Below are 23,429 nucleotides of genomic sequence, written 5' to 3' on the forward strand. Positions count from 1 at the left end.
CCCTACGATGAAACCACCTATTTGAATGCCTTGAGGAAGCGCGGTTCACCGCTGATCAAGAACCTTGATCAAGGTTGACTGGCTTCCCAAGAGCGTGAAGCGGCCGGTCGTGACAGGCCGCAAGTGGCCAACAACTGATCTGTGGCACTCTTCGGCTAATTAGCCTGCCTGTGGCGCTGTGCTGCATGGCCGTATTCAGGGCAAAGCTGTTAGCATTTGCCGAACGAACCAATTTGTCCTGTCATTCGAAAAAGGAATTTACCCCTATGTCGCAAAACATCAGCATCGCCGTGATCGGCGCAGGCCGCACCGGCTCGCCGTTGCTAAGTGAGCTGCTGCAGTATGACTACATTCAGGTTCTGGGTGTCGCAGACCTTGATCCAGAATCCACCGGGATGACCCTGGCCCGCGAGCGGCAAATCCCTTGTTTCCTGGACCCGCTAGAAATGGTCGAGGCCGTTGGCGAGGTGGATATTCTGGTTGAGGTCAGTGGTGATCGGGAGCTAAAAGCGAAGATCAAGCAGCGCTACGAAACCACGGGCAACCGCCACACCATCATCTTGCATGACCTGGTGGCGCGACTGGTGATCAGCGTGTGCACGCGTAGCCCGATCCTGGTCCCGGCACGGCATCCCGACGACCACGGAATCGGCTAAGGGACATCGCGCTTCCGAAACAGGAATGGACAGGCGTCCACCGGCCAAGTGGACAGCCTTGTCAGAGGCTGATGACAGCTGCCCGCTGTGCAGGTTAGCTTCGGGTCCACAGAAACCGACCTGAACCTTGCGGTGTTCCGTCCGGGCTACCGCCTGACGCAGGGTTTCACTCCACTGATCGACCCCACCGCCATTACCCCACGAACTGCACTCCACATAACCCCAGCCATGGTTTGCAACTCTCCGGCCGGAGGGAGGGCGCGTGAGGGGGTTGAAGCAGCAGACCCAGGTAGCTTTGATATACAACTCAATAAGTCTGTTAAATTATCGAGCGCGCATAAGATTTTCATGCTCGACTTGGCCAGCGCTTAAGCGATGCCGTAGCTGCACCACCTGGATGTATGGATACAGCAATGACGAGTTCATTCGGAGCAAGGAACAGAAGCCAAGCTTTCGCAAAACGCACATTGGTGCCTCGTGCAGTAGGGCTGGCCACTGGTTTTTTCTGCGTCGCGGGGGTCTTTTGGGAGCAAGGTCGTCCACCGTTTATTTGGGCACTGCTCATCACCTTCTGCTTCGTCTGGCCGTGGATTGCCTTTGTACTGGCGCGATCCTCCGAACGTCCCGCGCATATTGAACGGCATAGTGTCCTGCTTGACTCCGCTTTTGCCGCGTTTTTGATCGCCACCATAGGGTTCAACCTGTTCCCTAGCATTGTGATGTTCTCGATGCTGGCAATGAACAACGTTGCTACCGGTGGGATGGCCTTTGTATTACGCGGTTGGCTGGCCCAAATGGTGGGAATAGCCTTCTCCATCGCGATATTCGGCTTAAGTTTCTCGTTTTATAGCAGTCCCTTGGTGGTCTATTCGACGGTGCCGATGATCATCGTCCAGCCATTGGTCATCGGCTGGACGTTATACCGGCTTGCGCTTCGGCTAGGGCAGAACCGTAAAGTGTTACGTACGTTGAGTGAGACCGACAGCTTGACAGGGCTCTACAACCGTCGTTACTGGAATGCGCTGCTTGAAAACGAATATAAACGCTGCGGATACGGAGCCTCGAACGGGTGTCTTGCACTCGTAGATCTGGATAGTTTCAAGCAGATAAACGACATGCATGGTCACCTTGTCGGGGATGAAGTCCTGCGACACGTGGCTTCCGCGCTCAGGGCGAACGCCCGCTCAACTGACATTGTGGCGAGATTCGGCGGGGATGAGTTTTGTGTATTTCTACCTGATACCCATAAGGTGGTCGCCTTTCAGGTGCTTGAAAGGGTGAGGATGGAAGTCGCTGACGCTGTATTCGGTCCAAAGCAAGGTCCCCTTGCGACCTTGAGTATCGGTCTAACCGAATTCGACAATCCAATGTTGTTCAACGAATGGTTCAAACAAGCGGACTTGGCACTGTACGAAGCTAAAGCCCTTGGGGGAAACCAGGTCGCCTGCTTCGGCTCACGGCCTGATGACGATACGCGATCAGCCCAGCAATATGGCGAATCAGGCGCGTGAAAAAGCCGAATATACCGACCGGATTCAGTTCAAGTCCAGCCTGATCACCAACTCCATCGCCACCCTGAAGAGTTACGTCAAGGCCAAGGTCCGTCTTGGGGTGACCTTACTGTCTGCCCATGCAGTGGCCAATGAAGTCGCAGAGGGTCAACTGACAGCGCTCAGAACGCAGAACGAAGTATTCGAAAGTGCCGAAGCACATTTGATGGTTCGAGCGAACCGGCAGTTGTCGATGGCGGTGGAGCGATTATTGGAAACGCTGAGGCTGCGATTGAGCTTTGATAGCCTCGATGAACCCACGGTCAGAAAAGAACACCAAAAACCCACCTGAAACTGCAACTAAACAAATGCCATTGCTGGGCACTTATTCAATTGCAGCGATTGAAACTAATTCGAAAAATCTAAACTTCTCCTTCATTGCAGCTTTTCTAGCAAATTGCTCGGCATCAAAGCGACTCAGGGTATTCGTATCGTGAACGAAGAGCGTCTCTTCACCCTCGAATTCTCGTGTCACCCGAAGCGTAACGCGGAGCCCCGTGGAGGCTCGTTTTTTAGGCTTGGGTGCTGCTGCGGGGGGTGAGGCTGGTCTTTGTTCAGGCTCCTCCGGTGCATCCTGGACTTGGGCATCAAGCCCTAAAGCGTTTCGCATTTCTTGTTCGGTCAGCTCTGTATTCATTTCGGCGCCTTTTGGGGGAGTTAGGTTCAATTTTATAGAGACGAGATTGGATTGGCGCAATGACCTTTCAAGAAAATCAACCCCGCTGAAAAAGTGAAGGGTCAATACGCCAGGGGAAAATTAAAACGCCGGGTGCTTCGTAAACCACTGGTCAACTGCAGTGACTACAAACGAAGGAAGATTTGGCAATGCAGCGTCGAGAAACGGCGTGCGTAAGATCGCCGTGTCCTTGACCAGATCAGCGTCGTGATCCGGGAATTTTTTGGGAGCCACAGGTGGGGTGAATGATGCGCGCGTCAGGGCGACATTGGCGGCCCCACCACTCCATAAGTCGTCAATGCGATTGACCGTCATGTCATACCAGAAACGAAACCAGTACTTGCGCCTCAGGACGCCTTTCTGCTTCATTCCGGTCGCAGGTGGGTAATCATGGGCCAACACCAACACATAAGGCACATCTTCGATCGCCATACCCCTGTAAGCGAACATATTTCGACTGAGCGCTTGCTCCAGCAGCATCAAAAACTCATCGAAACTCATCGCCGGAATCAACCGAGCCAATTCCTGGTAATGCAGCTGCCAGTGAGCCTTGAACAGCGCCCGCAGGTTGGCACCACTCTCGGCGTCCGAATTATTAGGCTTCAAACCCATGGTCGGTTGCCCGAACGGCGCTTTGCTCGGACAGAATCCTGACGCTGTTCCATGCCAGAAATGCAGGTTTTTTGCCCCCTGACGAAGATAAAGATGTTGTTTGCAATACGGACATTCAGCGGGCTGAGGCGTCAGCTCGTCCGTTGTGGTCGTTCCGTAAAGCCGTTGAAAAACGACAGCGGTGACGCGTGAGCCCGTCGTCGGGTCAATACCAAAATGCATATAAGTCCTTATAGAACACACGGTGACAGGCAAATACAGCACGCCACCTTTAACTTGACCAACGGGTAGCGTGGTCAAGTTGATTATTTATTGTTAACAGAACTCAGGGCTGTTCTCGACCCACCATCATACTCGGGTGACAAAGGATTTCTCCGCGAAAATTTCTATCGCCAAAGGCGCGCAGCCCAAACACGCTCATCACAATGCAATTATTCTTTAACCATAAGAAAAAAAACGCCACAATAATTGCATCACGCTGTAAATTGTCAACAAAGTGCTATTATTCTTGCACTCACCTTCGACGAATATCGGAATTGTTGTACACATGGCCAACAAAACAGCCCCTCTCCTCCCCGCTACAAGCCGTCTCCTTGTCGAGCTCGGCGAACGGCTTCGCCTTGCCCGCTTGCGGCGCAAGCTGCAGGCCAAGCAGGTGGCAGAGCGAGCCGGTATGTCGCAGATGACGCTGCGGGCCCTGGAACGGGGTGGCTCTGGCGTCACTATGGGCGCGTACCTTTCTGTCCTACAGGTGCTTGGTCTAGAGCAAGATATTTCCCTGATCGCCAAAACTGACGATATGGGGCGCCACCTGCAAGACTCAGCCCTCCTGAGCAAGCCGCGCCCTCATGCCGGGAAATCGATCACCTCCGATGGCACCAAAACGGCGCTGCGCCAACGGACGGTCTCCACGCCACCAACACCCAGTCAGGACGACCTGTCGAGCGCTGCGCAAAGCCCGGACTCGTCAGTTAAAGCCGCGTCGAAACTTTCCGCTCTGATTATCAAACCCAAAAAAGCAGCCAAAAAACCTATCGATGCGGAAACCAGGGAATGAACTTGATTGCCGTTTATGCCGACTGGAACGGCTTGCCAACACCTCGCAGACTGGGCTTTCTCCACGCACGGCGCAGTGGCGCCAGCGAACTGTTCGAGTTCGAATACGATCGTGATGCACTCGCTGACCCGCAGTTGGGTATAACCCAACTCGATCCGCGACTCGCGCTCTTCGAAGGCCATCAATATCCAGGGCAAGGACGGGGGACGTTCGGCGTGTTTGCAGACTCAAGCCCTGACAGTTGGGGTCGAATGCTCATGAACCGTCGGCTAGAACGCGATAAAAGATCAGGCTTGGTGCCGGCAAATACCCGTCTGTTCGAATCGAACTACCTCCTCGGTGTGCATGACGCTTACCGAGTTGGCGCTTTGCGCTTTAAAATCGATGACGATGGCCCGCTCCTCGAAAATCGGGAAGGTTTGGCGGCCCCTCCTCTGGTCCAGTTGCGCGAACTGGAGGCTGCCAGCCAATCCGTGGAAAATGACCCAGACAATACTGCTGCCGAAGGTAATGACTGGATTCGCATGTTGATTGCCCCAGGTGGTTCGTTGGGCGGCGCCCGGCCCAAAGCCAGTGTGGTCGACACCGAAGGGCAGCTCTGGATAGCCAAGTTCCCAAGCGTTCGCGATGAACATGACGTAGGCGCATGGGAGTACATCGTCAGTACGCTGGCCGAAGCATGTGGTCTTCGTGTTGCGCAGATGGACGCTGAACGCTATGCCAGCCCGCACCACTGCTTCAGGGTGAAACGCTTCGACCGCACTGAAAATGGCAGACGGCTGCACTTTGCTTCCGCCATGACCCTAACGGGCCATACCGACGGCGAGGATGCCTCTACCGGCGTCAGCTACCTGGAGCTGGCTCAGGTACTCATCACTCAAGGCGCCAACACAAATGTGGACTTGCGCGAGCTCTGGAGTCGCATCCTGTTCAACATGTTGATTTCCAACACAGACGACCACCTTCGCAACCATGGCTTCATTCTTGATGCCGGTCGAGGATGGCATCTTTCCCCAGCCTACGACATGAATCCGGACAAGTACGGTCACGCCCTCAAGCTGAATGTCAGCGAAAACGACAATGCGCTGGATCTGGATCTGGCTCGCTCAGTGGCACCGATCTTCCGGGTGCCTTTAACCGATGCCGACGAGATGATTGAACAGTTCCAACAAGTTGTTCAGCAATGGCCAATCCTGGCCAACACACTCGGTATTTCACGTCGAGAACAAGATGAAATGAGAGGGGCCTTCAGGCTCTCCATGAACGACACCGTTTGACATAAGCATCATCATTTCCAATCTTGACAACTGTCTCGCCGAGGTCGTCGGCAGCTTGCCATTGAGCATAAACGTTCTGGAGCGTTTGATCGCCAGACGTTGATCCGCTCAAGTCATTACAGAACGCCAAGGAGAGTCCATAACCGCCGAGCTTCCGGGTCGGCGGAGATCAGTTCCGAGAGCAGTTCTTTGAGGGGTTTGTTGCCCCACTCCACTCCCCGCTTGATCAGGTAGGGCACCGGGCTGTGAGGTTCGGTCCTGGCCAGGTAATCGGCGATCAGCAGCAATTGGCGATAGGCCTCTTCGCGGCTACGCGGTTCGGCGAATACCTGGACAGGTGATCGCACGGTTTTCAATTCGCCAGTCACATCAACGATTGCCTGCGCCGCTGAATCCTGAATGTCGATCAGCACAACCTGAGGCGGGTGCATTGCGATGAACTCCTTGAAAAGTACCGTCAACGACTGAAGGATCTTCTGCAGCAAGACATACGTGGGCGCAAGTTCCTGCAGATGAAGATCGCTCCAGCGTTCCAGTGCTGCCAATTGTTTAATCGCCAGTTGCATGGCGTCCAGGCTGCGTAGCCACCACGCCAGGGGCGTACTGCGGACACGCTCATTGAGTTTATTTTGCTGGCTTAACGCGGCTTCGGCGGCGATCTTGGCTGGTTTGGTGTCGTTGACAGCCACTTGCTTGTGCTGCACCTGCTGCCAATCAAAGAGGCTAAACCCAGCGAAATCACCGTCTTTGTCACCGAACAGCGGAAGTTGAGTGTGCAGTAGCTCGCCGTAACGGCGAGCCAGCCAGTCCAGAGGCGTGACGCGCCAGGACTGGTCGCCATCCTCGGCCTGAGGGTGCAAGTCTTGCGGGTAGCGTTCGCATAATTGGGTGATCAGGGCCAGCGCATCGGTGATCCCGGGCAACGCGTCCCGGTGCAGCCAAGCCTCACCCAGCCAAACCGCAACCATCAGGTCTTTGCTGCGCTCACGCAACACCGTGGTGGATAGTTTTTCCACTTCACCCCAATCGGCGCGCTTGATGTCCGACTTCCACACACCGGTAGGCAAACTAGCATCGTCCTCACGACGCAGTTCGCGCAGCCGGTCGAAATCCGGCTCATAGCGCAGGCTGTTGCCACAGGGCAAATCCGCAGACAAGGGGTCGAGCAACTGGCTGACCCGATCCGGGTATGGCAGCGAAAGCATACTCATGGGTTCCTCCCTACATTGGCATCGACAACAGAACGCGGCCCGTAACCGAACGGCGAACGCGGCGCCTGAACCGGCAAGGGTTGAATAGACAACGGGGCTTTGCCTCCCTGACTCATGAGCGATAGACGCACGAACATCACTGCCTGGTTCTCTTCATCCTGCGGCGCGTGCACGGGCACTGCCAGGCTCAGCGGGAAATCGGTGTAGTCCGCATTCGGTTGGCGCTGCATCGACACATGGGCACTCATTAAACGCAACAATGACCAGGGACCAAGGTATTGCCATTCGGCTTCCAGTCCGCTGACCCGCAGGTCAGCCTGTAACGGATCGTTAACCGGCCGTTGCGTGCCGCCTTTCGCCCAGCGCAGCAGCAGGTTGATCGGCTGGCCGACGTTCCAGTGCAGCACCTGTTGCTCTTCACCGGGGTAGCTGATGCCCTGATTACCGGCGTCCAGTGTCCAGGCGATCACCTGGTCCGCGCCTTGCTCGCTGTCGCGGTCGGTACGCCAACGAACTTCCATATCGATCCCCGCCAGGCCTGCCTTGTCACGCAGCAACATCGCGCCCAGCCACGGGCGAGCCAGCTTCAGGCGTTCGAGAAACTCATTGGCCGCCAGTCGATAGACTTTCGAAAGTCTACGGGTTTGGGGTATAGGTACACTAATGAGATAGTCACCCCCCACACCCTGCTAGGGCTACGCTTTCGACTTTGGCGTCAGGACGCATCATGAGGGGCTGGCTGGGGCATTGCCGGCATCTGCCCCGGCCCGGCACGGGTGTCGCTGCCCACCGGGCACTGGCAGGCGTGGGTGTTTGCGATCGCCATGTTGGCAGGGATGTTGATGTTCAGAGCGCTGCAAGCACGCCGTTGAGTCGCCAACGGTAGAAGGTCGCAACCTTCGGCGGCGCCCGCAGGCGTTGCCGAAGTCTGCAATCCTTTACGCTTCAGGCCGCCAATTGCCCACTGGCAATCGCCGCCGACGCCGCCAGCATTGCCCGCAACAACACCGCACACCCGGCCGCCAGGTCATCCGGCGCGGCGTTTTCGATTTCGTTGTGGCTGATGCCGCCTTCGCACGGCACGAAAATCATTCCGGCCTGGCCGAGTTCGGCGAGGAAGATTGCGTCGTGCCCTGCCCCGCTGACGATGTCCATATGTGACAACCCAAGGCCTTGAGCGGCGCCGCGTACCGCGTCGACGCAGACCTTGTCGAAGTACAGCGGTGGGAAGTCGGCGGTGGGTGTCAGTTCGAAGGTCAGGCCATGTTCTTCGCACGTGGTTTCGATGACGTCGCGAACCTCGGCGATCATCGAGTCCAGCCGCGCCGGTTCCAGATGACGGAAGTCCAGGGTCATGCGTACCTCGCCGGGGATGACGTTGCGTGAGCCGGGATAGGCTTGCAGACAACCGACGGTGCCGCAGGCGTGGGGTTGATGGCCGAGGGCGGCGCGGTTGACCGCACCGACGATGACCGATGCGCCGACCAGCGCGTCTTTGCGCAGGTGCATCGGGGTCGGGCCGGCGTGAGCTTCGACACCGCGTAGTTTCAGGTCGAACCATTTCTGGCCGAGGGCGCCCATCACCACGCCGATGGTTTTGTGTTCATCTTCGAGGATCGGGCCTTGCTCGATGTGCGCTTCGAAATAGGCGCCGACCGCATGGCCGCTGACCTTGCGCGGGCCAGCGTAGCCGATGGCATTAAGCGCTTCGCCGACCGTGATGCCATCGGCATCGACCTTGGCCAGGGTTTCTTCAAGCGTGAATTTTTCTGCGAACACGCCGGAGCCCATCATGCACGGGGCGAAGCGCGAACCTTCTTCGTTGGTCCAGACCACCACTTCCAGCGGCGCTTCGGTTTCCACGCCCAGGTCATTGAGGGTGCGCAGCACTTCGACACCGGCCAGTACACCGAAGCAACCGTCGAACTTGCCGCCCGTGGGCTGGGTGTCGATGTGGCTGCCGGTCATGACTGGCGGCAGGTTCGGGTTGCGGCCGGGGCGGCGGGCGAAGATGTTACCCACGGCATCAATGCTAACGGTGCAGCCGGCCTCTGTGCACCAGTTGACGAAGATGTCCCGGGCCTGACGGTCGAGGTCGGTCAGGGCCAGGCGACAGACCCCGCCCTTGACCGTGGCGCCGAGCTTGGCCAGTTCCATGAGCGACTGCCACAGGCGGTCGCGGTTGATGTACTGATGGGTGGATTGCAGAACGTCTACGGCAGCGTTCATGTTGATCTCCTCAGGCAGTATTTATGGGGTTCTTCAAGCACTTCGTTGGTGTGTTTGCTCGCGATGGGGCCCGTTGTTCAACCCGAAGATTTCACAACAGACGGGCTGCTGCGCATCGAGCACAACCCGTAATAAATCAATCCGCCCAGGGCCGAGCCGGTAAACCAGCCATAGCTGTAGAACCAGCTGAACACATCACTGCCCAGCGACATCAACGTCAGCACCACCGGCACGCCAAACGCGGTAAAACCAAACCAGTTCCACGCCGGATAAATGTCATCGCGATACAGCCCGGCCAGATCCAGTTGCTGTTTCTTGATCAGGAAATAGTCCACCACCATGATCCCGGCAATCGGTCCCAACAGGCTGGAATACCCCAGCAACCAGTTGGAGTAGACCGTCTCCAGGCTCACGTTCGAGACAATCAGCCCAAGCTTTTTCAGCAATTCATGGCCCATCAGCAACAACCCGACCAGACCGGTGAGCAACACCGCTTTGGTGCGGTTGATCACCTTGGGCGCGATGTTCTGGAAGTCATTGGTTGGCGAAACGATGTTGGCCGCGGTGTTGGTAGCAAGCGTGGCGATGATGATCAACGCCATGGCCAGCGCGACCCAGACCGGGCTCTGAATATGGCCGATCAGGCTGACCGGATCGGAGACCGTGACGCCCACCAATTTCACCGACGCAGCGGTCATGACGACGCCCAGGGAAGCAAACAGGAACATGGTCAGCGGCAAACCAAAAAGCTGCCCGAGAATCTGATCTTTCTGGCTTTTGGCGTAACGGCTGAAGTCCGGAATATTCAGGGACAAGGTCGCCCAGAACCCGACCATGGCCGTCAGCCCGGCGGCGAAGTAACTGACCACGCTGGCCCCTTCCGGACGCTTGGCCGGGATTGCCAGCAACTCGGTCATCGACACATTCGGCATTGCCCAAACAAGCAGCCCTACCCCCACCAGCACCAACAGCGGTGCCGAGAGCATTTCCAGCCATTTGATCGATTCGGCCCCGCGCAATACCACCCATAGGTTCAGCGACCAGAAGATCATGAAACCGATGACTTCCCCGGTACCACCGAGGGATTTCCAGCCCTCGAAAATCGAGCCCAGAAACAGATGAATCGCCAGCCCGCCAAACATTGTCTGGATGCCGAACCAGCCGCACGCTACCAGCGCGCGGATCAGGCACGGCACATTGGAGCCGAGGATGCCGAAGGACGACCGCAGCAACACCGGAAACGGGATGCCGTACTTGGTGCCGGCGAAGGCGTTCAGGGTCAGGGGGATCAGCACGATGAGGTTGGCAAACAGAATCGCCAACAGCGCTTCGCCGACGCTCAAACCGAAGTAAGCGGTGAGCACCCCGCCAAGGGTGTAGGTCGGCACGCAGATCGACATGCCGATCCACAAGGCGGTGATGTGCCATTTGTTCCAAGTTCGTTCGTGCACCTTGGTCGGTGCCATGTCGTGGTTGTAACGGGGACTGTCAAGGACGTCGCTGCCGGCTTCGAGCTCAAACAAGCCGTCGCGCTCGGTCACTTGCGATCTGATCTGTTGCATGGCCGCTCCACTGTTGTTTTGATTATTTTTGCTCATCGGGGGCTGGCGCCAACAAGCGCTAGCCGGACGATGGCCGGAGAAACTGACAACTTTACGGACCGGCCAAGGTGTCAGCGGCGGCATCAATAAACGTGCCGGGTATTCCGCTTATGCATCGGGCAGCGCCATAAAATCTTTGTAAATAACTGATGCTCATCAGTTTTATTTATCCAACGATTGGGTCCAGGGTTACTTGTCCGTTCGCTCAGGCCGAATGCCAGGCACGTTGTCCGAACAGTCAGGACTCAATCTGGTGCATGGATCTTTTTTTCAACGTTGCGCATCAACCATAGACCTTCCTCAAACAGCTGATTTCACATAAGAAATCTCGTCTATTTTTGAAACCTGTCAAGTGCGTCAAAATGGTGAGAGGTCGAACCATTTTGGTGATTTTATAAATAAATCGTTATTTTTCATAAACTTAAAAAATATATAAGCTTATAAAAAATATTCTTGCTCATTCCTTGAACTACAACTAGATTCTATTCCTGACAGCGCTGACAGGAATACACCTGTTTGCACCATCTTCATATAAAACATTTAGAACCGGCATCAGTCGGTCATGCCTGCGAGGAACTCGGAATGTCTCTGTTGATCCGTGGCGCCACCGTTATTACCCATGATGAAAGTTACCGCGCCGACGTCTATTGCGCCGACGGCGTGATAAAGGCCATCGGCGAAAACCTTGATGTTCCCGTCGGTGCCGAAGTGCTCGATGGCAGCGGACAATACCTGATGCCCGGCGGCATCGACCCCCACACCCACATGCAACTGCCCTTCATGGGCACAGTGGCCAGCGAAGACTTTTTCAGCGGTACGGCGGCGGGTCTGGCCGGTGGCACCACGTCAATCATCGACTTCGTGATCCCCAATCCGCAGCAGTCATTGCTGGAGGCCTTTCACCAGTGGCGTGGCTGGGCCGAGAAATCGGCCTCCGATTACGGCTTTCACGTAGCTATCACCTGGTGGAGCGAGCAGGTCCGCGAGGAAATGGCCGAGTTGGTCAGCCATCACGGAGTCAACAGCTTCAAACATTTCATGGCCTACAAAAACGCGATCATGGCGGCCGACGACACCTTGGTGGCGAGCTTCGAACGCTGCCTGGAACTCGGTGCCGTGCCCACGGTGCACGCGGAAAACGGTGAACTGGTTTATCACCTGCAACGCAAGCTGATGGCCCAGGGCATCACCGGCCCGGAAGCCCATCCGCTGTCGCGACCTTCGCAAGTAGAAGGTGAAGCCGCCAGCCGGGCGATTCGCATCGCCGAAACCATCGGCACGCCGTTGTATGTGGTGCATGTGTCGACCCAGGAAGCCCTCGACGAAATCACCTACGCTCGCAGCAAGGGCCAACCGGTCTACGGCGAAGTGCTGGCCGGCCATCTGCTGTTGGACGACAGCGTCTATCAACATCCCGACTGGCAGACCGCCGCCGGCTATGTGATGAGCCCACCCTTCCGTCCGCGCGGTCATCAAGAAGCGCTTTGGCGCGGCCTGCAATCGGGCAATCTGCACACCACGGCCACCGACCATTGCTGCTTCTGCGCCGAGCAAAAAGCGGCAGGGCGTGACGATTTCAGCAAGATCCCCAACGGTACTGCCGGCATCGAAGACCGCATGGCGGTGCTGTGGGACGAAGGGGTGAACACCGGCCGTTTGTCGATGCAGGACTTCGTCGCGCTCACCTCCACCAACACCGCGAAAATCTTCAACCTCTACCCGCGCAAAGGCGCGATCCGCGTCGGCGCCGATGCTGACCTGGTGCTGTGGGACCCCGCCGGCACCCGCACCATTAGCGCCAAGACTCACCACCAGCACGTGGACTTCAACATCTTCGAAGGCAAGACCGTGCGCGGTGTGCCCAGCCATACCGTCAGCCAGGGCCGCGTGGTGTGGGCCGATGGCGACTTGCGTGCCGAACGCGGGGCCGGACGCTACATCGAACGGCCGGCGTATCCGGCGGTGTTTGATTTGCTGAGCAAGCGGGCTGAGTTGCATCGGCCGGTTGCAGTTAAACGCTGAGATCGAGGCCTTCGGCTTTCGCGAAGGCGTCGGCACAGGCGACGAAAAAACCAATGCCCATCAGAGGCAGTACCTCAATAATCGTGAGGCCAATACCGTGATCAAGACCCTGAACCACCTCCCGCATCCCCATGAGAATGCGGCCGCCCTTGCCAGCCACTTCACCGATCTGGCGCCACCGCTCAACGACCGTCAAGCTCATCTGGAAGCCTCGCGCTGCCTGTATTGCTACGACGCGCCATGCGTGAATGCTTGCCCGAGCGAGATTGATATTCCGTCGTTCATCCGCAATATCCATCAGGACAACGTCCAGGGCGCCGCGCAGAAAATCCTCTCGGCCAACATCCTCGGCGGCAGTTGTGCCCGGGTGTGCCCGACAGAAGTCCTCTGCCAGCAAGCCTGCGTACGCAACAACGCCCAGGAATGCGCACCGGTGCTGATCGGCCTGTTGCAGCGTTATGCCGTGGACAACACACACTTTAGCCAGCACCCCTTCCAGCGCGCTGCCGCCACCGGCAAGCGTATCGCGGTGGTCGGCGCCGGTCCTGCGGGGCTGTCCTGCGCCCATCGCAGCGCCATGCACGGTCATGACGTGGTGATTTTCGAAGCTCGGGAAAAGGCCGGTGGCCTCAACGAGTACGGAATCGCCAAGTACAAACTGGTGGACGATTACGCGCAGAAGGAGCTGGATTTCCTGCTGCAAATCGGCGGCATTGAAATCCGCCACGGGCAGAAACTCGGCGAGAACCTGACCTTGAGCGAACTGCACTCACAATTCGACGCGGTGTTCCTCGGGCTCGGCCTGGCCGCCAGCAAGCAACTGGGCCTGCCCCACGAAGAGGCGCCGGGGCTGCTCGCGGCCACCGACTACATCCGCGAACTGCGCCAGACCGATGATCTGACGCAACTGCCGTTGGCCGACCGCTGCATCGTCCTCGGCGCCGGCAACACCGCGATCGACATGGCTGTGCAAATGGCACGTCTGGGCGCTCGCAATGTGAATCTGGTGTACCGCCGTGGTGTCGAGGACATGGGCGCGACCGGCCACGAGCAGGACATCGCCAAGGCCAATCAGGTGCGCTTGCTGACCTGGGCGCAACCCGATGAAGTGCTGCTCGACGATCAAGGCAACGTGCGCGGCATGCGCTTCGCCCGAACCCGGTTGGTAGACGGTCGCCTGCAAACCACCGGGGAAACCTTCGAGCTGGCCGCCGATGCCATCTTCAAAGCCATCGGCCAGGCGTTCGACGCCAGCGCCCTCACCGACCCCCTAGCCCGGGAACTCAAGCGTCAGGGCGAGCGCATCCAGGTAGACGAACAGCTGCGCACCAGCATCCCCGGAGTGTATGCCGGCGGCGACTGCACCAGCCTCGATCAGGACCTCACCGTGCAAGCGGTACAGCACGGCAAACGGGCCGCCGAGGCCATTAATGCTCAACTGATGCTCAATGTGGAGGCTGCGTAAATGGCCGATCTGTCGATTGTCTTCGCCGGTATCAAAGCCCCTAACCCGTTCTGGCTGGCCTCCGCGCCGCCTACCGACAAAGCCTACAACGTGGTCCGCGCGTTCGAGGCTGGCTGGGGCGGTGTCGTCTGGAAAACCCTGGGTGAAGACCCGGCGGCCGTCAACGTCTCGTCGCGCTACTCCGCGCACTTCGGTGCCAACCGCGAAGTCATGGGCATCAATAACATCGAGCTGATCACCGACCGCTCGCTTGAGATCAACCTGCGGGAAATCACCCAGGTGAAAAAGGACTGGCCGGACCGCGCGCTGATCGTGTCGCTGATGGTGCCCTGTGTCGAAGAGTCCTGGAAATTCATCCTGCCGCTGGTGGAAGCCACCGGTGCCGACGGCATCGAGCTGAACTTCGGTTGCCCCCACGGCATGCCTGAACGGGGTATGGGCGCAGCGGTGGGCCAGGTGCCGGAGTACGTCGAACAGGTCACTCGCTGGTGCAAAACCTATTGTTCGCTGCCGGTGATCGTCAAGCTCACGCCAAACATCACCGACATCCGCCTCGCCGCCCGTGCGGCCCACCGTGGCGGCGCCGATGCGGTGTCGTTGATCAACACCATCAACTCGATCACCAGCGTCAACCTGGAGCAAATGGTCGCGATCCCCACCGTCGGCCACCAAAGCACCCACGGCGGTTATTGCGGTTCGGCGGTGAAGCCGATTGCGCTGAACATGGTCGCTGAAATCGCCCGCGACCCGCAGACCCAAGGCCTGCCGATCTGCGGCATTGGTGGCATCGGCAGTTGGCGCGACGCGGCGGAATTCATTGCCCTGGGCAGCGGCGCGGTGCAAGTGTGCACGGCGGCGATGCTGCATGGTTTCCGGATTGTCGACGAAATGAAGGACGGGCTATCGCGCTGGATGGACAGTCAGGGTTACGCCAACCTGAACGCATTTTCTGGGCGGGCGGTGGGCAACACCACAGACTGGAAGTACCTGGACATCAACTATCAGGTAATCGCCAAGATTGATCAGGCGGCCTGTATCGGCTGCGGGCGTTGCCACATCGCTTGCGAAGATACCTCGCACCAGGCGATTGCCAGCCTCAAGCAAGCGGACGGCACGCATAAATACGAAGTGATTGATGATGAGTGTGTGGGGTGCAACTTGTGCCAGATCACCTGTCCGGTGGCCGATTGCATCGAGATGGTGCCTATGAACACCGGCAAACCGTTTCTGGATTGGAATCATGATCCGCGCAATCCCTACCATGTCGCCCTTTAAGAACTGCGGCGCCTGAGCTGACGCCTTCGCGGGCAAGCCCACTCACACAGGGGGCTTCTGAACACTGGAGACCTCATGTGGGGCGGGCTTGCCCGCCTCCCCACCGCAAAACCTACGGTTCCAACCCAATCCCCCGCAAGATCACACTGGTCACCGTCTGCACCGCCCGCTCAAACTGCATGTCGGACAACGGCTGATGGTCATTCAGAATATTCACCTGATGATCAAAGTCGGCGTAGTGCTGGGTCGAGGCCCAGATCATGTACAACAGACTGGAAGGCTCTACCGGCAGGATGCGTTTGTCCTCCACCCATTGGCGAATTTTCGCTTCTTTCATCTTGGCCCAATCGTACAGGCTGGCGTCCAGAGCCTCACCCAGTGTCGGCGCGCCGTGGATGATTTCGTTGGCCCAGACTTTCGAGCCGTAAGGCCGGCTGCGGGAATGGTTCATCTTGGCGCGGATGTAACTGCTGAGCACCACTCGCGGGTCGTCGAACATCTCAAAGCACAGCGCGTCCTGTTTCCAGACTTCCAGCAGGTCGAACAGCACAGCGCTGTACAGCTCGCCCTTGGTACTGAAGTAATAATGCAGATTGGAGCGCGGCAGGTGCACTTCGGCGGCGATATCGGCCATGGCGGTGCTGCCGAAACCTTTTTCGGCGAAGACCTTCTCCGCCCCCAGCAGGATTTTCTCGACGTTACTGCGGCGAATCTCGATCTTGTGATTACCCATGAGGGGTCCCTGACTACAGCGTTGCTCAAGACTATCACCCGTCCCGGATCGCGGCGACCGCCCTGTCGCACCTACCCGAGCAAAACCCGATTGGGTAGCATCCCCCGCTCCTGGACTTCAACGGACTCCCACCGTGAACATTCGCCCCCCGTGTCGCCGCCGACGATGCTGCCCTCGCCGCCCTATGGGAACGCTCGGTGCGCGCCACCCATGACTTTCTGAGCGAAGATGACATCCGGTTTTTCTACCTTCTGGTGCGCGACGCCTAAAAACCTGCTTCCACGTAGCGCTCTAATCGACTCCAGTTGCTGGCGAAGCCTGCGTTCGGTCAGGGCCGTACTCGGACGAAGCGGTTGTAAAACCAGCAACCTCATTCCTTCAGCACAGACGCGGTTTGCCGTATTACGACTGCTTCGCAGCCGAACGCAGGCTTCGCCAGCTGCTACAAGAGCCCGGCGCGGCTGAATCAACCCGCCAGTTGACGCAACCTCGCCAGTTCATCCGCCGCCAACGGAATGCCGACGCTGCGCGATTGTTCCCGCGCTTGATAACGTCGGTCACCCGGTAAACGCTCAAGCCCCACGGCACGCATCTGCCGCACCAGTTCTTCGCTACGACTGGCGAAGCTGTTACCACCGGCTTTGCTCGGATCGATCAGGATGACCAACTGGCCGGTCCAGGGTGTTTGCGCACCGGGATGCTTCGACCAGTCGAACTCGAAAGAAAAATTCCCTCCGGTCAGCGCTGCTGCCAGCAGTTCAACCATCATCGACAAGGCCGACCCCTTGTGCCCACCAAAGGGCAACAAGGCGCCGCCAGCAAGGATCGCTTTCGGGTCCTGAGTGGCTTGGCCCTGGCTGTCGACGCCCATGCCCAGAGGCAATTGTTCACCTTTGCGCGCGGCAATCTGCACATCGCCATGGGCGATGGCGCTGGTAGCCAGGTCGAAGACGATGGGCTCGCCGCCAGCACGCGGCGCGGCAAAGGCAATAGGGTTGGTGCCGAACAACGGCCCTTGCGCGCCATGAGGCACCACGCAGGTCATGCTATTGACCACGCTCAGAGCCACTAAACCCTCATTGGCGAACGGCTCGACGTCCGGCCACAGCGCGGCGAAATGGTGCGAGTTGCGGATCGCCAACACGGCGATACCGGCGCTCCGTGCCTTGTCGATCAGCAAACCGCGCGCAGCGGCCAACGCCGGCTGGGCAAAACCGTTGGCGGCATCCACCCGGACGAAACCCGAGGCCACATCTTCCACGATGGGCCGCGCCTGACCATCGACCCAGCCGCTGGCCAGGGACGACAAGTAACCGGGGATCCGGAACACCCCATGGCTATGAGAACCGTCACGCTGGGCTCTGGCGCAGTTGTCGGCCAAAACACGCGCGACCTGCGTGGAGGTGCCGTGGCGCTCGAAAATCTGTTGCAGCATCTGGGTCAAATCAGAGAGGTAAAGGTACTCGATCTCGGGCAATACGGTCGTGGATTCGGACATTCTGAGGCTCCAGGTGAATTGTTATTGGGAGTGGGCAACAGCTGCCTGACTATCCAGTCATGCCAGTTATCTGTCAAATATTGACTTTGTGCCATAAAACATTCACATTCTTGCCCAAGCGCTGAATAATCACAGGAAACAGCCTTGAGCCAGCCCATCAAACAACGTCTCGAAAGCAGCCTGTCGACCACCTCCGCCTCGGGCCGGGCGATCGCCAATTACATGCTGGCCAACCTCTACGAATTACCGTTCCAGACCTCGGCCGATATCGCCGTCAAGCTGGGGGTCAGCGAGTCCACCGTCGGGCGCTTCTGCCGCTTCATCGGCTACAGCCATTTCAAAGACCTGAAAAACGACCTGAAAGCCGACCTAGGCGATGGCCCGTGGCTGGTCGGTGACCGTTTGCAGGAGTACCGCCGGCAGTCCAGTCAAAGCCCGCAAGGCTTGCCGCGCAGCCTCGAGCTGGAAGTCGGCGCGCTGATCAAGGTCTACGAATACAGCCTGACCCCGGACTGGCAAACCGTCAGCCAGCGCCTGGCCACTCGGCGCAAGGTGTTTGTCGCCGGGTTCCAGACCGAGCGCGGCATCGCCGCCTCCATGGTGCATCTGCTGCAGTACCTGCGCGACGGCGTGCAACTGGTCGACGGTGCCGCCGGGCATTACGCCGACGTGCTGCTCAGCAACCCCGAGGATTGCGCACTGGTGGTGTTCGAAGCCAGGCGCTATTCCCGCCACGCCCTGAACCTGTGCCGCAAGGCCCGCGAAGCCGGAATCGCGGTGACCCTGGTCACCGACACATTCTGCGACTGGGCCGAGCAAAACGCCGATGAAGTGTTCCGCGTGCCAACCGAGTTCAACCTGTTCTGGGAATCCACGGCAGCCATGCTGTCGCTGGTGCACCTGCTGGTCAACGAGGTGTGCAAGCAGTTGGGCCCCGAAGTCGAAAGACGTCTTGAAGCAACCGCCGCATTACATAACGAGTTTGTTGGATACACATCCTCACCAGGACCAAAACAATAATAGAGGTGTCAGATGAAAAACGTTATTCGCTTTACAAGTGCATGTGCAATGGTCATCGCCGGTATATCAGGCGCCCAGGCCGAAGTACTGAAAATCGCCACTGAAGGCGCCTATCCGCCGTTCAACTACGTTGACTCGGACAACAAACTCCACGGCTTTGACGTCGACATCGCCAATGCCCTGTGCGAGCGGATGAAGGTTGAGTGCACTATCGTCGCGCAGGATTGGGAAGGCATCATCCCGGCACTGATGGCCAAGAAATACGATGCGGTGGTCGCCTCAATGATCGCCACCGATGAGCGCAAAAAGAAAATCGCTTTTACCAATCGCTACTACCGTACGCCGCTGTCCGTGGCCGTCGCCAAGGACTCGAAAATCACCGACGCCCAGGCCAATTTCAAAGGGCTGGCGGTGGGCGCACAGTCGTCCTCGACCCAGGCGATCTATGCCGAAGAACATTACGGCCCGGCCGGTGCCGAGGTGAAGCTCTATCCCACCCAGGACGAAGCCAATAGCGATCTGGCCGCCGGCCGAGTCGAGGGGGTGATTGCCGACAAGTTCCCGCTGCTGGCCTGGGCCGAAACCGCCGGCAAGAACTGCTGCAAGATCATCGGTGACGTCAACGGCACCACCGCCGACGCCGCCATTGCCGTGCGCCAGGGTGACGATGCCCTGCGCGAACGCTTCAACAAGGCGCTGGATGAAATTGTCGCTGACGGCACCTACAAAAAGATCTCCCGCCACTACTTCGCCTTCGATATCTATTAACCCCTCAGGTCCAGGGCGCTGGCTCTGGACCTTCTTCTCTGGCACCGCTGCCCCGTGCCACCTTGAGCGCGTCGGCAGCGTGTGGGCTTAACTTCACGAGAGGGTTCGGGCATGTTCGAACATCTGTCACTGTTATCTTTCGCCAGCGGCGGCTGGGGTTCGGCCTTGTTGGCCGGTGCCCTGGTGACCATAGCCCTGGCTCTCAGTTGCGTGCCGGTCGGCTTGCCGCTGGGCCTGGGCGTCGCGTTGGCGGCGCGCTCCAAACGGCGCTGGTTGCGGGCTTGGGCCACAACGTTTTCAACGGTGTTCCGTGGGCTACCGGAGCTGCTGACGCTGCTGATCATTTACTACGGTTGCCAAATCTCCGCGCAGAAGATCCTAGCCGCAATGGGCTACAAGACCGAAGTGACGATCAATACCTTCGTTGCAGCGATGATCGCCTTCAGCCTGATGTTCGCCGCGTTTTCCAGCGAGATCTGGCTCGGTGCCTTCAAGACCGTGCCCAAGGGGCAGTTTGAGGCGGCTGCGGCATTGGGGTTGTCCAAGGGCACCACTTTCCGCAAAGTCGTACTGCCGCAACTGGCGCGCATTGCTCTGCCGGGTTTGTCGAATAACTGGCTGTCATTGCTTAAAGACACGTCACTGGTCTCGACCATTTCCCTGATCGATCTGATGCGTCAGACCAACCTGGCGGTCAGCGTGACCAAGGAGCCGATGTTCTTCTATGCCGTGGCCTGCTTCGGCTATTTGTTTTTTTCGGCACTGTCCGGTCGCTTGTTCCACTTTCTTGAGCAGTATTTCAGCCGCCATCAACGGAGTGCCCGCCCATGAGCGTCGATGATGTGCTGAACCTGTTTCTCAGCCCCGAACTGCTCGATCGCTACGGCTCGCGCTTTATCGACGGGTTGCTGGTGACCGGTAAACTGGTGGCGATTTCCTTCACCCTCGGGGCTCTGCTCGGTCTGCTGATTGCGCTGGGGCGGTTGTCAAACAACCGCTTGGCGCGCAGCTTTACCGGCGCCTATGTGTACTTCTTCCGTGGCTCACCGCTGCTGGCGCAGCTGTTCATGCTGTATTACGGCCTGGGCTCATTCAAAGGCTTCTGGCAAGACATCGGCCTGTGGTGGTTCTTCCGCGATGCCTGGTTCTGCACCCTGCTGGCCTTCACCCTGAACACCGCGGCCTATCAGGCCGAGATCCTGCGCGGCAGCCTGCTGGCGGTCGCCCAGGGCCAGCGCGAAGCTTCAAAAGCCTTGAGCCTGTCGCGCTGGACCACCTTTCGCAAAGTCATCCTGCCGCAGTCGCTGCTGGTGGCCATCGGGCCGCTGGGCAACGAGCTGATCCTGATGATCAAGGCCAGCGCCATTGCCTCGCTGGTGACCATTTACGACTTGATGGGCGTGACCAAGCTGGCCTTCTCCCGCAGTTTCGACTTCCAGATCTATCTCTGGGCCGCAGTGCTGTACTTGCTGATCGTCGAAGTGGTGCGCCGCAGCCTGAAGCTGATCGAAGGCCGTCTTGGTCGTCATTTGAACTGAACCGACTTTCCTGGGCTGCCATCGCGGCCCGCGCACCAAGGATTTACCCATGCATTGCGAAACCATCGTTCTCGGCGCCGGGATTGTCGGCGTCAGCACCGCGCTGCAGTTGCAGGCCCGCGGCCGCAAAGTGGTACTGCTCGACCGCCAGCAGCCGGGCAACGGTACCAGTCACGGCAACGCCGGGTTGATCGAGCGCGCCAGCGTGATCCCCTACGCGTTTCCGCGCCAGCTCTCAAAGCTGCTGCGTTACGGCCTCAACCAACAGTCGGATGTGCGCTACAGCCTGCGCTACCTGCCCAAGGCTGGCCCATGGTTGCTGCAATACTGGCGCCATTCCGGCCCCAAAGGGCTGGCCGCTGCCACCCGGACCATGCTGCCGCTGGTAGAGCGCTGCGTCATCGAACATGATCTGCTGGCGGAACCGGCGGGCATGACCGGCCTGATTCAAGGCGACGGCTGGATCGAAGCCTTCCGCGATCAAGCGGCCTTCGAAAAGGCCAAACAGGATGCCTTGGGCCTTAGTGAGTACCGGTTGAACTATGTGGTCCTCGACCAGCAGCAGATTCATCAACGTGAACCTGGGCTGCATGCCGAGGTGATAGGTGGCCTGCATTGGCTCGACCCCAAAACTGTCAGCGATCCGGGTGGCCTGACCCGGGGTTACGCCGAACTGTTCAAAAAACGCGGCGGCACCTTCGTGCTAGGCGACGCCCTGACCCTACGCCAAAAAAAAGGCCAATGGCAGGTGCAAAGCGACCTCGGCCTGATCACCAGCAACGAAGCGGTTATCGCCCTCGGGCCCCAGGCCAGAGGCATCTTCGAACCCTTGGGTTATCGTATTCCGCTGGCGATCAAACGCGGCTACCACATGCACTACGCAGCCAAACCCGATACTCACATGCATCACCCGATTCTTGATCCGGTGGGTGGCTACGTCCTGGCACCAATGGTGGGCGGTATTCGTTTGACCACCGGGATCGAGTTCGCCGACAGCGATGACCCGATCAATGAAATCCAGCTGCGTCGCTGCGAAGAGCATGCCCGTCATTTCTACCCGCTGGGCGAACGCCTCGACGCTGAACCCTGGCTCGGTCGTCGGCCGTGCCTGCCGGACATGTGCCCGGTGATTGGACCGGCCAGTCGCCATCCGGGGCTGTGGTTCAACTTCGGCCACGCTCACCACGGCCTGACCCTGGGCCCGGTCAGCGGTCGCCTGCTGGCTGAAATGATGACCGGCAGCATGCCGTTCACCGACCCGACGCCTTACAGCGCCGAGCGCTTCCACTGATCGCTGGAGACCTGAGCATGCAAACCAATACTGCCCTGCTGGAAACGCAGGCAATCATAGTCCCGGACACCCGTAAAGTGGTGGTCGATATTGCCGGGCTGAACAAGTTCTATGGCGCTTTCCATGTGTTGCACGACATCGACCTGAAAGTCCGCGAAGGCGAACGCATCGTGCTCTGCGGCCCCTCCGGCTCCGGAAAGTCGACGCTGATTCGCTGTATCAACCGCCTGGAAATCGCCGAAAAAGGCACCGTCCTGATTGACGACACCGACCTGTCGCAGAACACCCGACAAGCCGCCAAAGTGCGTAGCGAAGTGGGCATGGTGTTCCAGCACTTCAATCTGTTCCCGCACATGAGCGTGCTCGATAACTGCACGTTGGCACCCATCTCGGTACGCGGCCTGCCGCGCAAAAAAGCCGAAGAACTGGCCCGCAACTACCTCAACAAAGTCGGCATCGAAAACCAGGCTGACAAATACCCCAGCCAACTCTCCGGCGGCCAGCAACAACGCGTGGCCATCGCCCGGGCGCTGTGCATGGAACCGAAAATCATGCTGTTCGACGAACCGACCTCAGCGCTGGACCCGGAAATGGTCAGCGAAGTCCTCGACGTCATGGTCAAACTCGCCGGCAGCGGCATGACCATGCTCTGCGTCACCCACGAAATGGGTTTCGCCCGGCAAGTGGCCGAACGGGTGCTGTTTCTGGATGGAGGGAAGATCATCGAGGATGCGCCGCCGAATGACTTCTTCGGCGCGCCGAAGAGCGCGAGAGCCAAAGCGTTTCTTGCGCAGATTGTGCATTGAGGTCGGGGGCCGGGATCGCCCCCCTCATCAGTCCGAATGTCTACTGATCCGGCAGCATCAGATTCCTTGCAGGAATGAAATTTAGTAAAAACATGAATTTACTTTATTCAATTGCTGGCGCTAACGTGACAGCGAATTGGGCAA

Annotated in this window: 21 protein-coding genes and 3 pseudogenes; 16 read left to right on the forward strand and 8 right to left on the reverse strand. The window is 58.5% G+C overall.

Annotated elements, in window-relative coordinates:
• The first annotated feature begins 266 nt into the window (after nt 1-266).
• The 3 genes from AC1ME2_RS02190 (at nt 267) to AC1ME2_RS02200 (ending at nt 2,498) form a co-directional block, all read left to right on the forward strand.
• Nucleotides 267-656, forward strand: coding sequence for a hypothetical protein (locus tag AC1ME2_RS02190; protein WP_480439051.1), 390 nt, complete (start codon nt 267-269; stop codon nt 654-656).
• Between the two features lie 413 nt (nt 657-1,069).
• Nucleotides 1,070-2,167 carry a diguanylate cyclase gene (locus tag AC1ME2_RS02195; RefSeq protein WP_480439052.1) on the forward strand — a complete coding sequence of 366 codons (1,098 nt, stop codon included), beginning with the start codon at nt 1,070-1,072 and terminating at the stop codon, nt 2,165-2,167.
• Nucleotides 2,121-2,498 (forward strand): LysR substrate-binding domain-containing protein, encoded by a 378-nt coding sequence (locus AC1ME2_RS02200; protein ID WP_480439053.1) that lies wholly within the window; start codon nt 2,121-2,123, stop codon nt 2,496-2,498. The genes AC1ME2_RS02195 and AC1ME2_RS02200 overlap by 47 nt, the downstream gene beginning before the upstream one ends.
• A 33-nt stretch (nt 2,499-2,531) precedes the next feature.
• Here AC1ME2_RS02200 and AC1ME2_RS02205 read toward each other — a convergent pair whose 3' ends face one another.
• Nucleotides 2,532-2,843 (reverse strand): hypothetical protein, encoded by a 312-nt coding sequence (locus AC1ME2_RS02205; RefSeq protein WP_480439054.1) that lies wholly within the window; start codon nt 2,841-2,843, stop codon nt 2,532-2,534.
• 120 nt (nt 2,844-2,963) lie between these two features.
• The gene (locus tag AC1ME2_RS02210; protein WP_480439056.1) at nt 2,964-3,794 is read right to left on the reverse strand and encodes a hypothetical protein; all 831 of its coding nucleotides are present in this window, start codon (nt 3,792-3,794) and stop codon (nt 2,964-2,966) included.
• Between the two features lie 247 nt (nt 3,795-4,041).
• Here AC1ME2_RS02210 and AC1ME2_RS02215 point away from each other — a divergent pair, with 247 nt between their 5' ends.
• Both AC1ME2_RS02215 and AC1ME2_RS02220 read left to right on the forward strand, forming a co-directional pair.
• Nucleotides 4,042-4,551: a helix-turn-helix domain-containing protein gene (locus AC1ME2_RS02215; protein ID WP_480439057.1), complete on the forward strand. Its 510-nt coding sequence runs from the start codon at nt 4,042-4,044 to the stop codon at nt 4,549-4,551.
• A complete protein-coding gene (locus AC1ME2_RS02220; protein WP_480439059.1) occupies nt 4,548-5,828 on the forward strand; it encodes a type II toxin-antitoxin system HipA family toxin in 1,281 nt (426 codons plus the stop codon). Before AC1ME2_RS02215 ends, AC1ME2_RS02220 begins: the two co-directional genes overlap by 4 nt.
• A gap of 116 nt (nt 5,829-5,944) precedes the next feature.
• Here AC1ME2_RS02220 and tssA read toward each other — a convergent pair whose 3' ends face one another.
• Both tssA and AC1ME2_RS02230 read right to left on the reverse strand, forming a co-directional pair.
• Nucleotides 5,945-7,039, reverse strand: coding sequence for a type VI secretion system protein TssA (tssA, locus tag AC1ME2_RS02225; protein ID WP_480439060.1), 1,095 nt, complete (start codon nt 7,037-7,039; stop codon nt 5,945-5,947).
• Nucleotides 7,036-7,659: pseudogene (locus AC1ME2_RS02230) on the reverse strand (type VI secretion system protein ImpL); the annotation flags it as partial. The gene tssA and the pseudogene AC1ME2_RS02230, both read right to left, overlap by 4 nt.
• A gap of 111 nt (nt 7,660-7,770) precedes the next feature.
• On the opposite strand from AC1ME2_RS02230, the pseudogene AC1ME2_RS02235 reads away from it, so the two are divergent.
• Nucleotides 7,771-7,911 (forward strand): annotated as a pseudogene (locus AC1ME2_RS02235) (DUF6691 family protein); the annotation flags it as partial.
• 73 nt (nt 7,912-7,984) lie between these two features.
• On the opposite strand, the gene AC1ME2_RS02240 reads toward AC1ME2_RS02235, so the two are convergent.
• Together AC1ME2_RS02240 and AC1ME2_RS02245 are read right to left on the reverse strand one after the other, a co-directional pair.
• Nucleotides 7,985-9,268 carry a Zn-dependent hydrolase gene (locus AC1ME2_RS02240; protein WP_480439061.1) on the reverse strand — a complete coding sequence of 428 codons (1,284 nt, stop codon included), beginning with the start codon at nt 9,266-9,268 and terminating at the stop codon, nt 7,985-7,987.
• Between the two features lie 77 nt (nt 9,269-9,345).
• Entirely contained in the window at nt 9,346-10,830 is a 1,485-nt protein-coding gene (locus AC1ME2_RS02245) for an NCS1 family nucleobase:cation symporter-1 (RefSeq protein ID WP_480439062.1), read from the reverse strand.
• A 621-nt stretch (nt 10,831-11,451) separates the two neighbouring features.
• Between AC1ME2_RS02245 and hydA the strand changes: the two genes are divergently transcribed.
• From hydA to preA, 3 genes are all read left to right on the forward strand, one after another.
• Nucleotides 11,452-12,891 carry a dihydropyrimidinase gene (gene hydA / locus AC1ME2_RS02250; protein WP_480439063.1) on the forward strand — a complete coding sequence of 480 codons (1,440 nt, stop codon included), beginning with the start codon at nt 11,452-11,454 and terminating at the stop codon, nt 12,889-12,891.
• A gap of 97 nt (nt 12,892-12,988) precedes the next feature.
• Nucleotides 12,989-14,356, forward strand: coding sequence for an NAD(P)-dependent oxidoreductase (locus AC1ME2_RS02255; protein ID WP_480441961.1), 1,368 nt, complete (start codon nt 12,989-12,991; stop codon nt 14,354-14,356).
• Complete coding sequence (preA, locus tag AC1ME2_RS02260; RefSeq protein WP_480439064.1) at nt 14,357-15,631, forward strand: NAD-dependent dihydropyrimidine dehydrogenase subunit PreA; 1,275 nt, start codon at nt 14,357-14,359, stop codon at nt 15,629-15,631.
• A gap of 112 nt (nt 15,632-15,743) precedes the next feature.
• Here preA and AC1ME2_RS02265 read toward each other — a convergent pair whose 3' ends face one another.
• Entirely contained in the window at nt 15,744-16,364 is a 621-nt protein-coding gene (locus AC1ME2_RS02265; protein WP_480439065.1) for a TetR/AcrR family transcriptional regulator, read from the reverse strand.
• A 146-nt stretch (nt 16,365-16,510) separates the two neighbouring features.
• On the opposite strand from AC1ME2_RS02265, the pseudogene AC1ME2_RS02270 reads away from it, so the two are divergent.
• Nucleotides 16,511-16,627 (forward strand): annotated as a pseudogene (locus AC1ME2_RS02270) (GNAT family N-acetyltransferase); the annotation flags it as partial.
• 203 nt (nt 16,628-16,830) lie between these two features.
• Here the strand turns inward: AC1ME2_RS02270 and AC1ME2_RS02275 are convergent.
• Complete coding sequence (locus AC1ME2_RS02275; RefSeq protein ID WP_480439066.1) at nt 16,831-17,862, reverse strand: Ldh family oxidoreductase; 1,032 nt, start codon at nt 17,860-17,862, stop codon at nt 16,831-16,833.
• A gap of 144 nt (nt 17,863-18,006) precedes the next feature.
• Here AC1ME2_RS02275 and AC1ME2_RS02280 point away from each other — a divergent pair, with 144 nt between their 5' ends.
• The 6 genes from AC1ME2_RS02280 to AC1ME2_RS02305 all read left to right on the forward strand — a co-directional run bounded on the left by AC1ME2_RS02280 (nt 18,007) and on the right by AC1ME2_RS02305 (nt 23,285).
• Nucleotides 18,007-18,882, forward strand: coding sequence for a MurR/RpiR family transcriptional regulator (locus AC1ME2_RS02280; protein WP_480439067.1), 876 nt, complete (start codon nt 18,007-18,009; stop codon nt 18,880-18,882).
• 12 nt (nt 18,883-18,894) lie between these two features.
• Complete coding sequence (locus AC1ME2_RS02285) at nt 18,895-19,650, forward strand: transporter substrate-binding domain-containing protein (RefSeq protein ID WP_480439068.1); 756 nt, start codon at nt 18,895-18,897, stop codon at nt 19,648-19,650.
• Nucleotides 19,651-19,761: 111 nt separating this feature from the next.
• Nucleotides 19,762-20,481 carry an ABC transporter permease gene (locus AC1ME2_RS02290; protein ID WP_480439069.1) on the forward strand — a complete coding sequence of 240 codons (720 nt, stop codon included), beginning with the start codon at nt 19,762-19,764 and terminating at the stop codon, nt 20,479-20,481.
• Complete coding sequence (locus tag AC1ME2_RS02295; RefSeq protein WP_480439071.1) at nt 20,478-21,188, forward strand: ABC transporter permease; 711 nt, start codon at nt 20,478-20,480, stop codon at nt 21,186-21,188. Before AC1ME2_RS02290 ends, AC1ME2_RS02295 begins: the two co-directional genes overlap by 4 nt.
• 49 nt (nt 21,189-21,237) lie before the next feature.
• Entirely contained in the window at nt 21,238-22,479 is a 1,242-nt protein-coding gene (locus tag AC1ME2_RS02300; RefSeq protein WP_480439073.1) for an NAD(P)/FAD-dependent oxidoreductase, read from the forward strand.
• Between the two features lie 17 nt (nt 22,480-22,496).
• Nucleotides 22,497-23,285 carry an amino acid ABC transporter ATP-binding protein gene (locus AC1ME2_RS02305; RefSeq protein WP_480439075.1) on the forward strand — a complete coding sequence of 263 codons (789 nt, stop codon included), beginning with the start codon at nt 22,497-22,499 and terminating at the stop codon, nt 23,283-23,285.
• Nucleotides 23,286-23,429 lie beyond the last annotated feature (144 nt).

The organism is Pseudomonas sp. ASL9 (genome assembly GCF_056680335.1).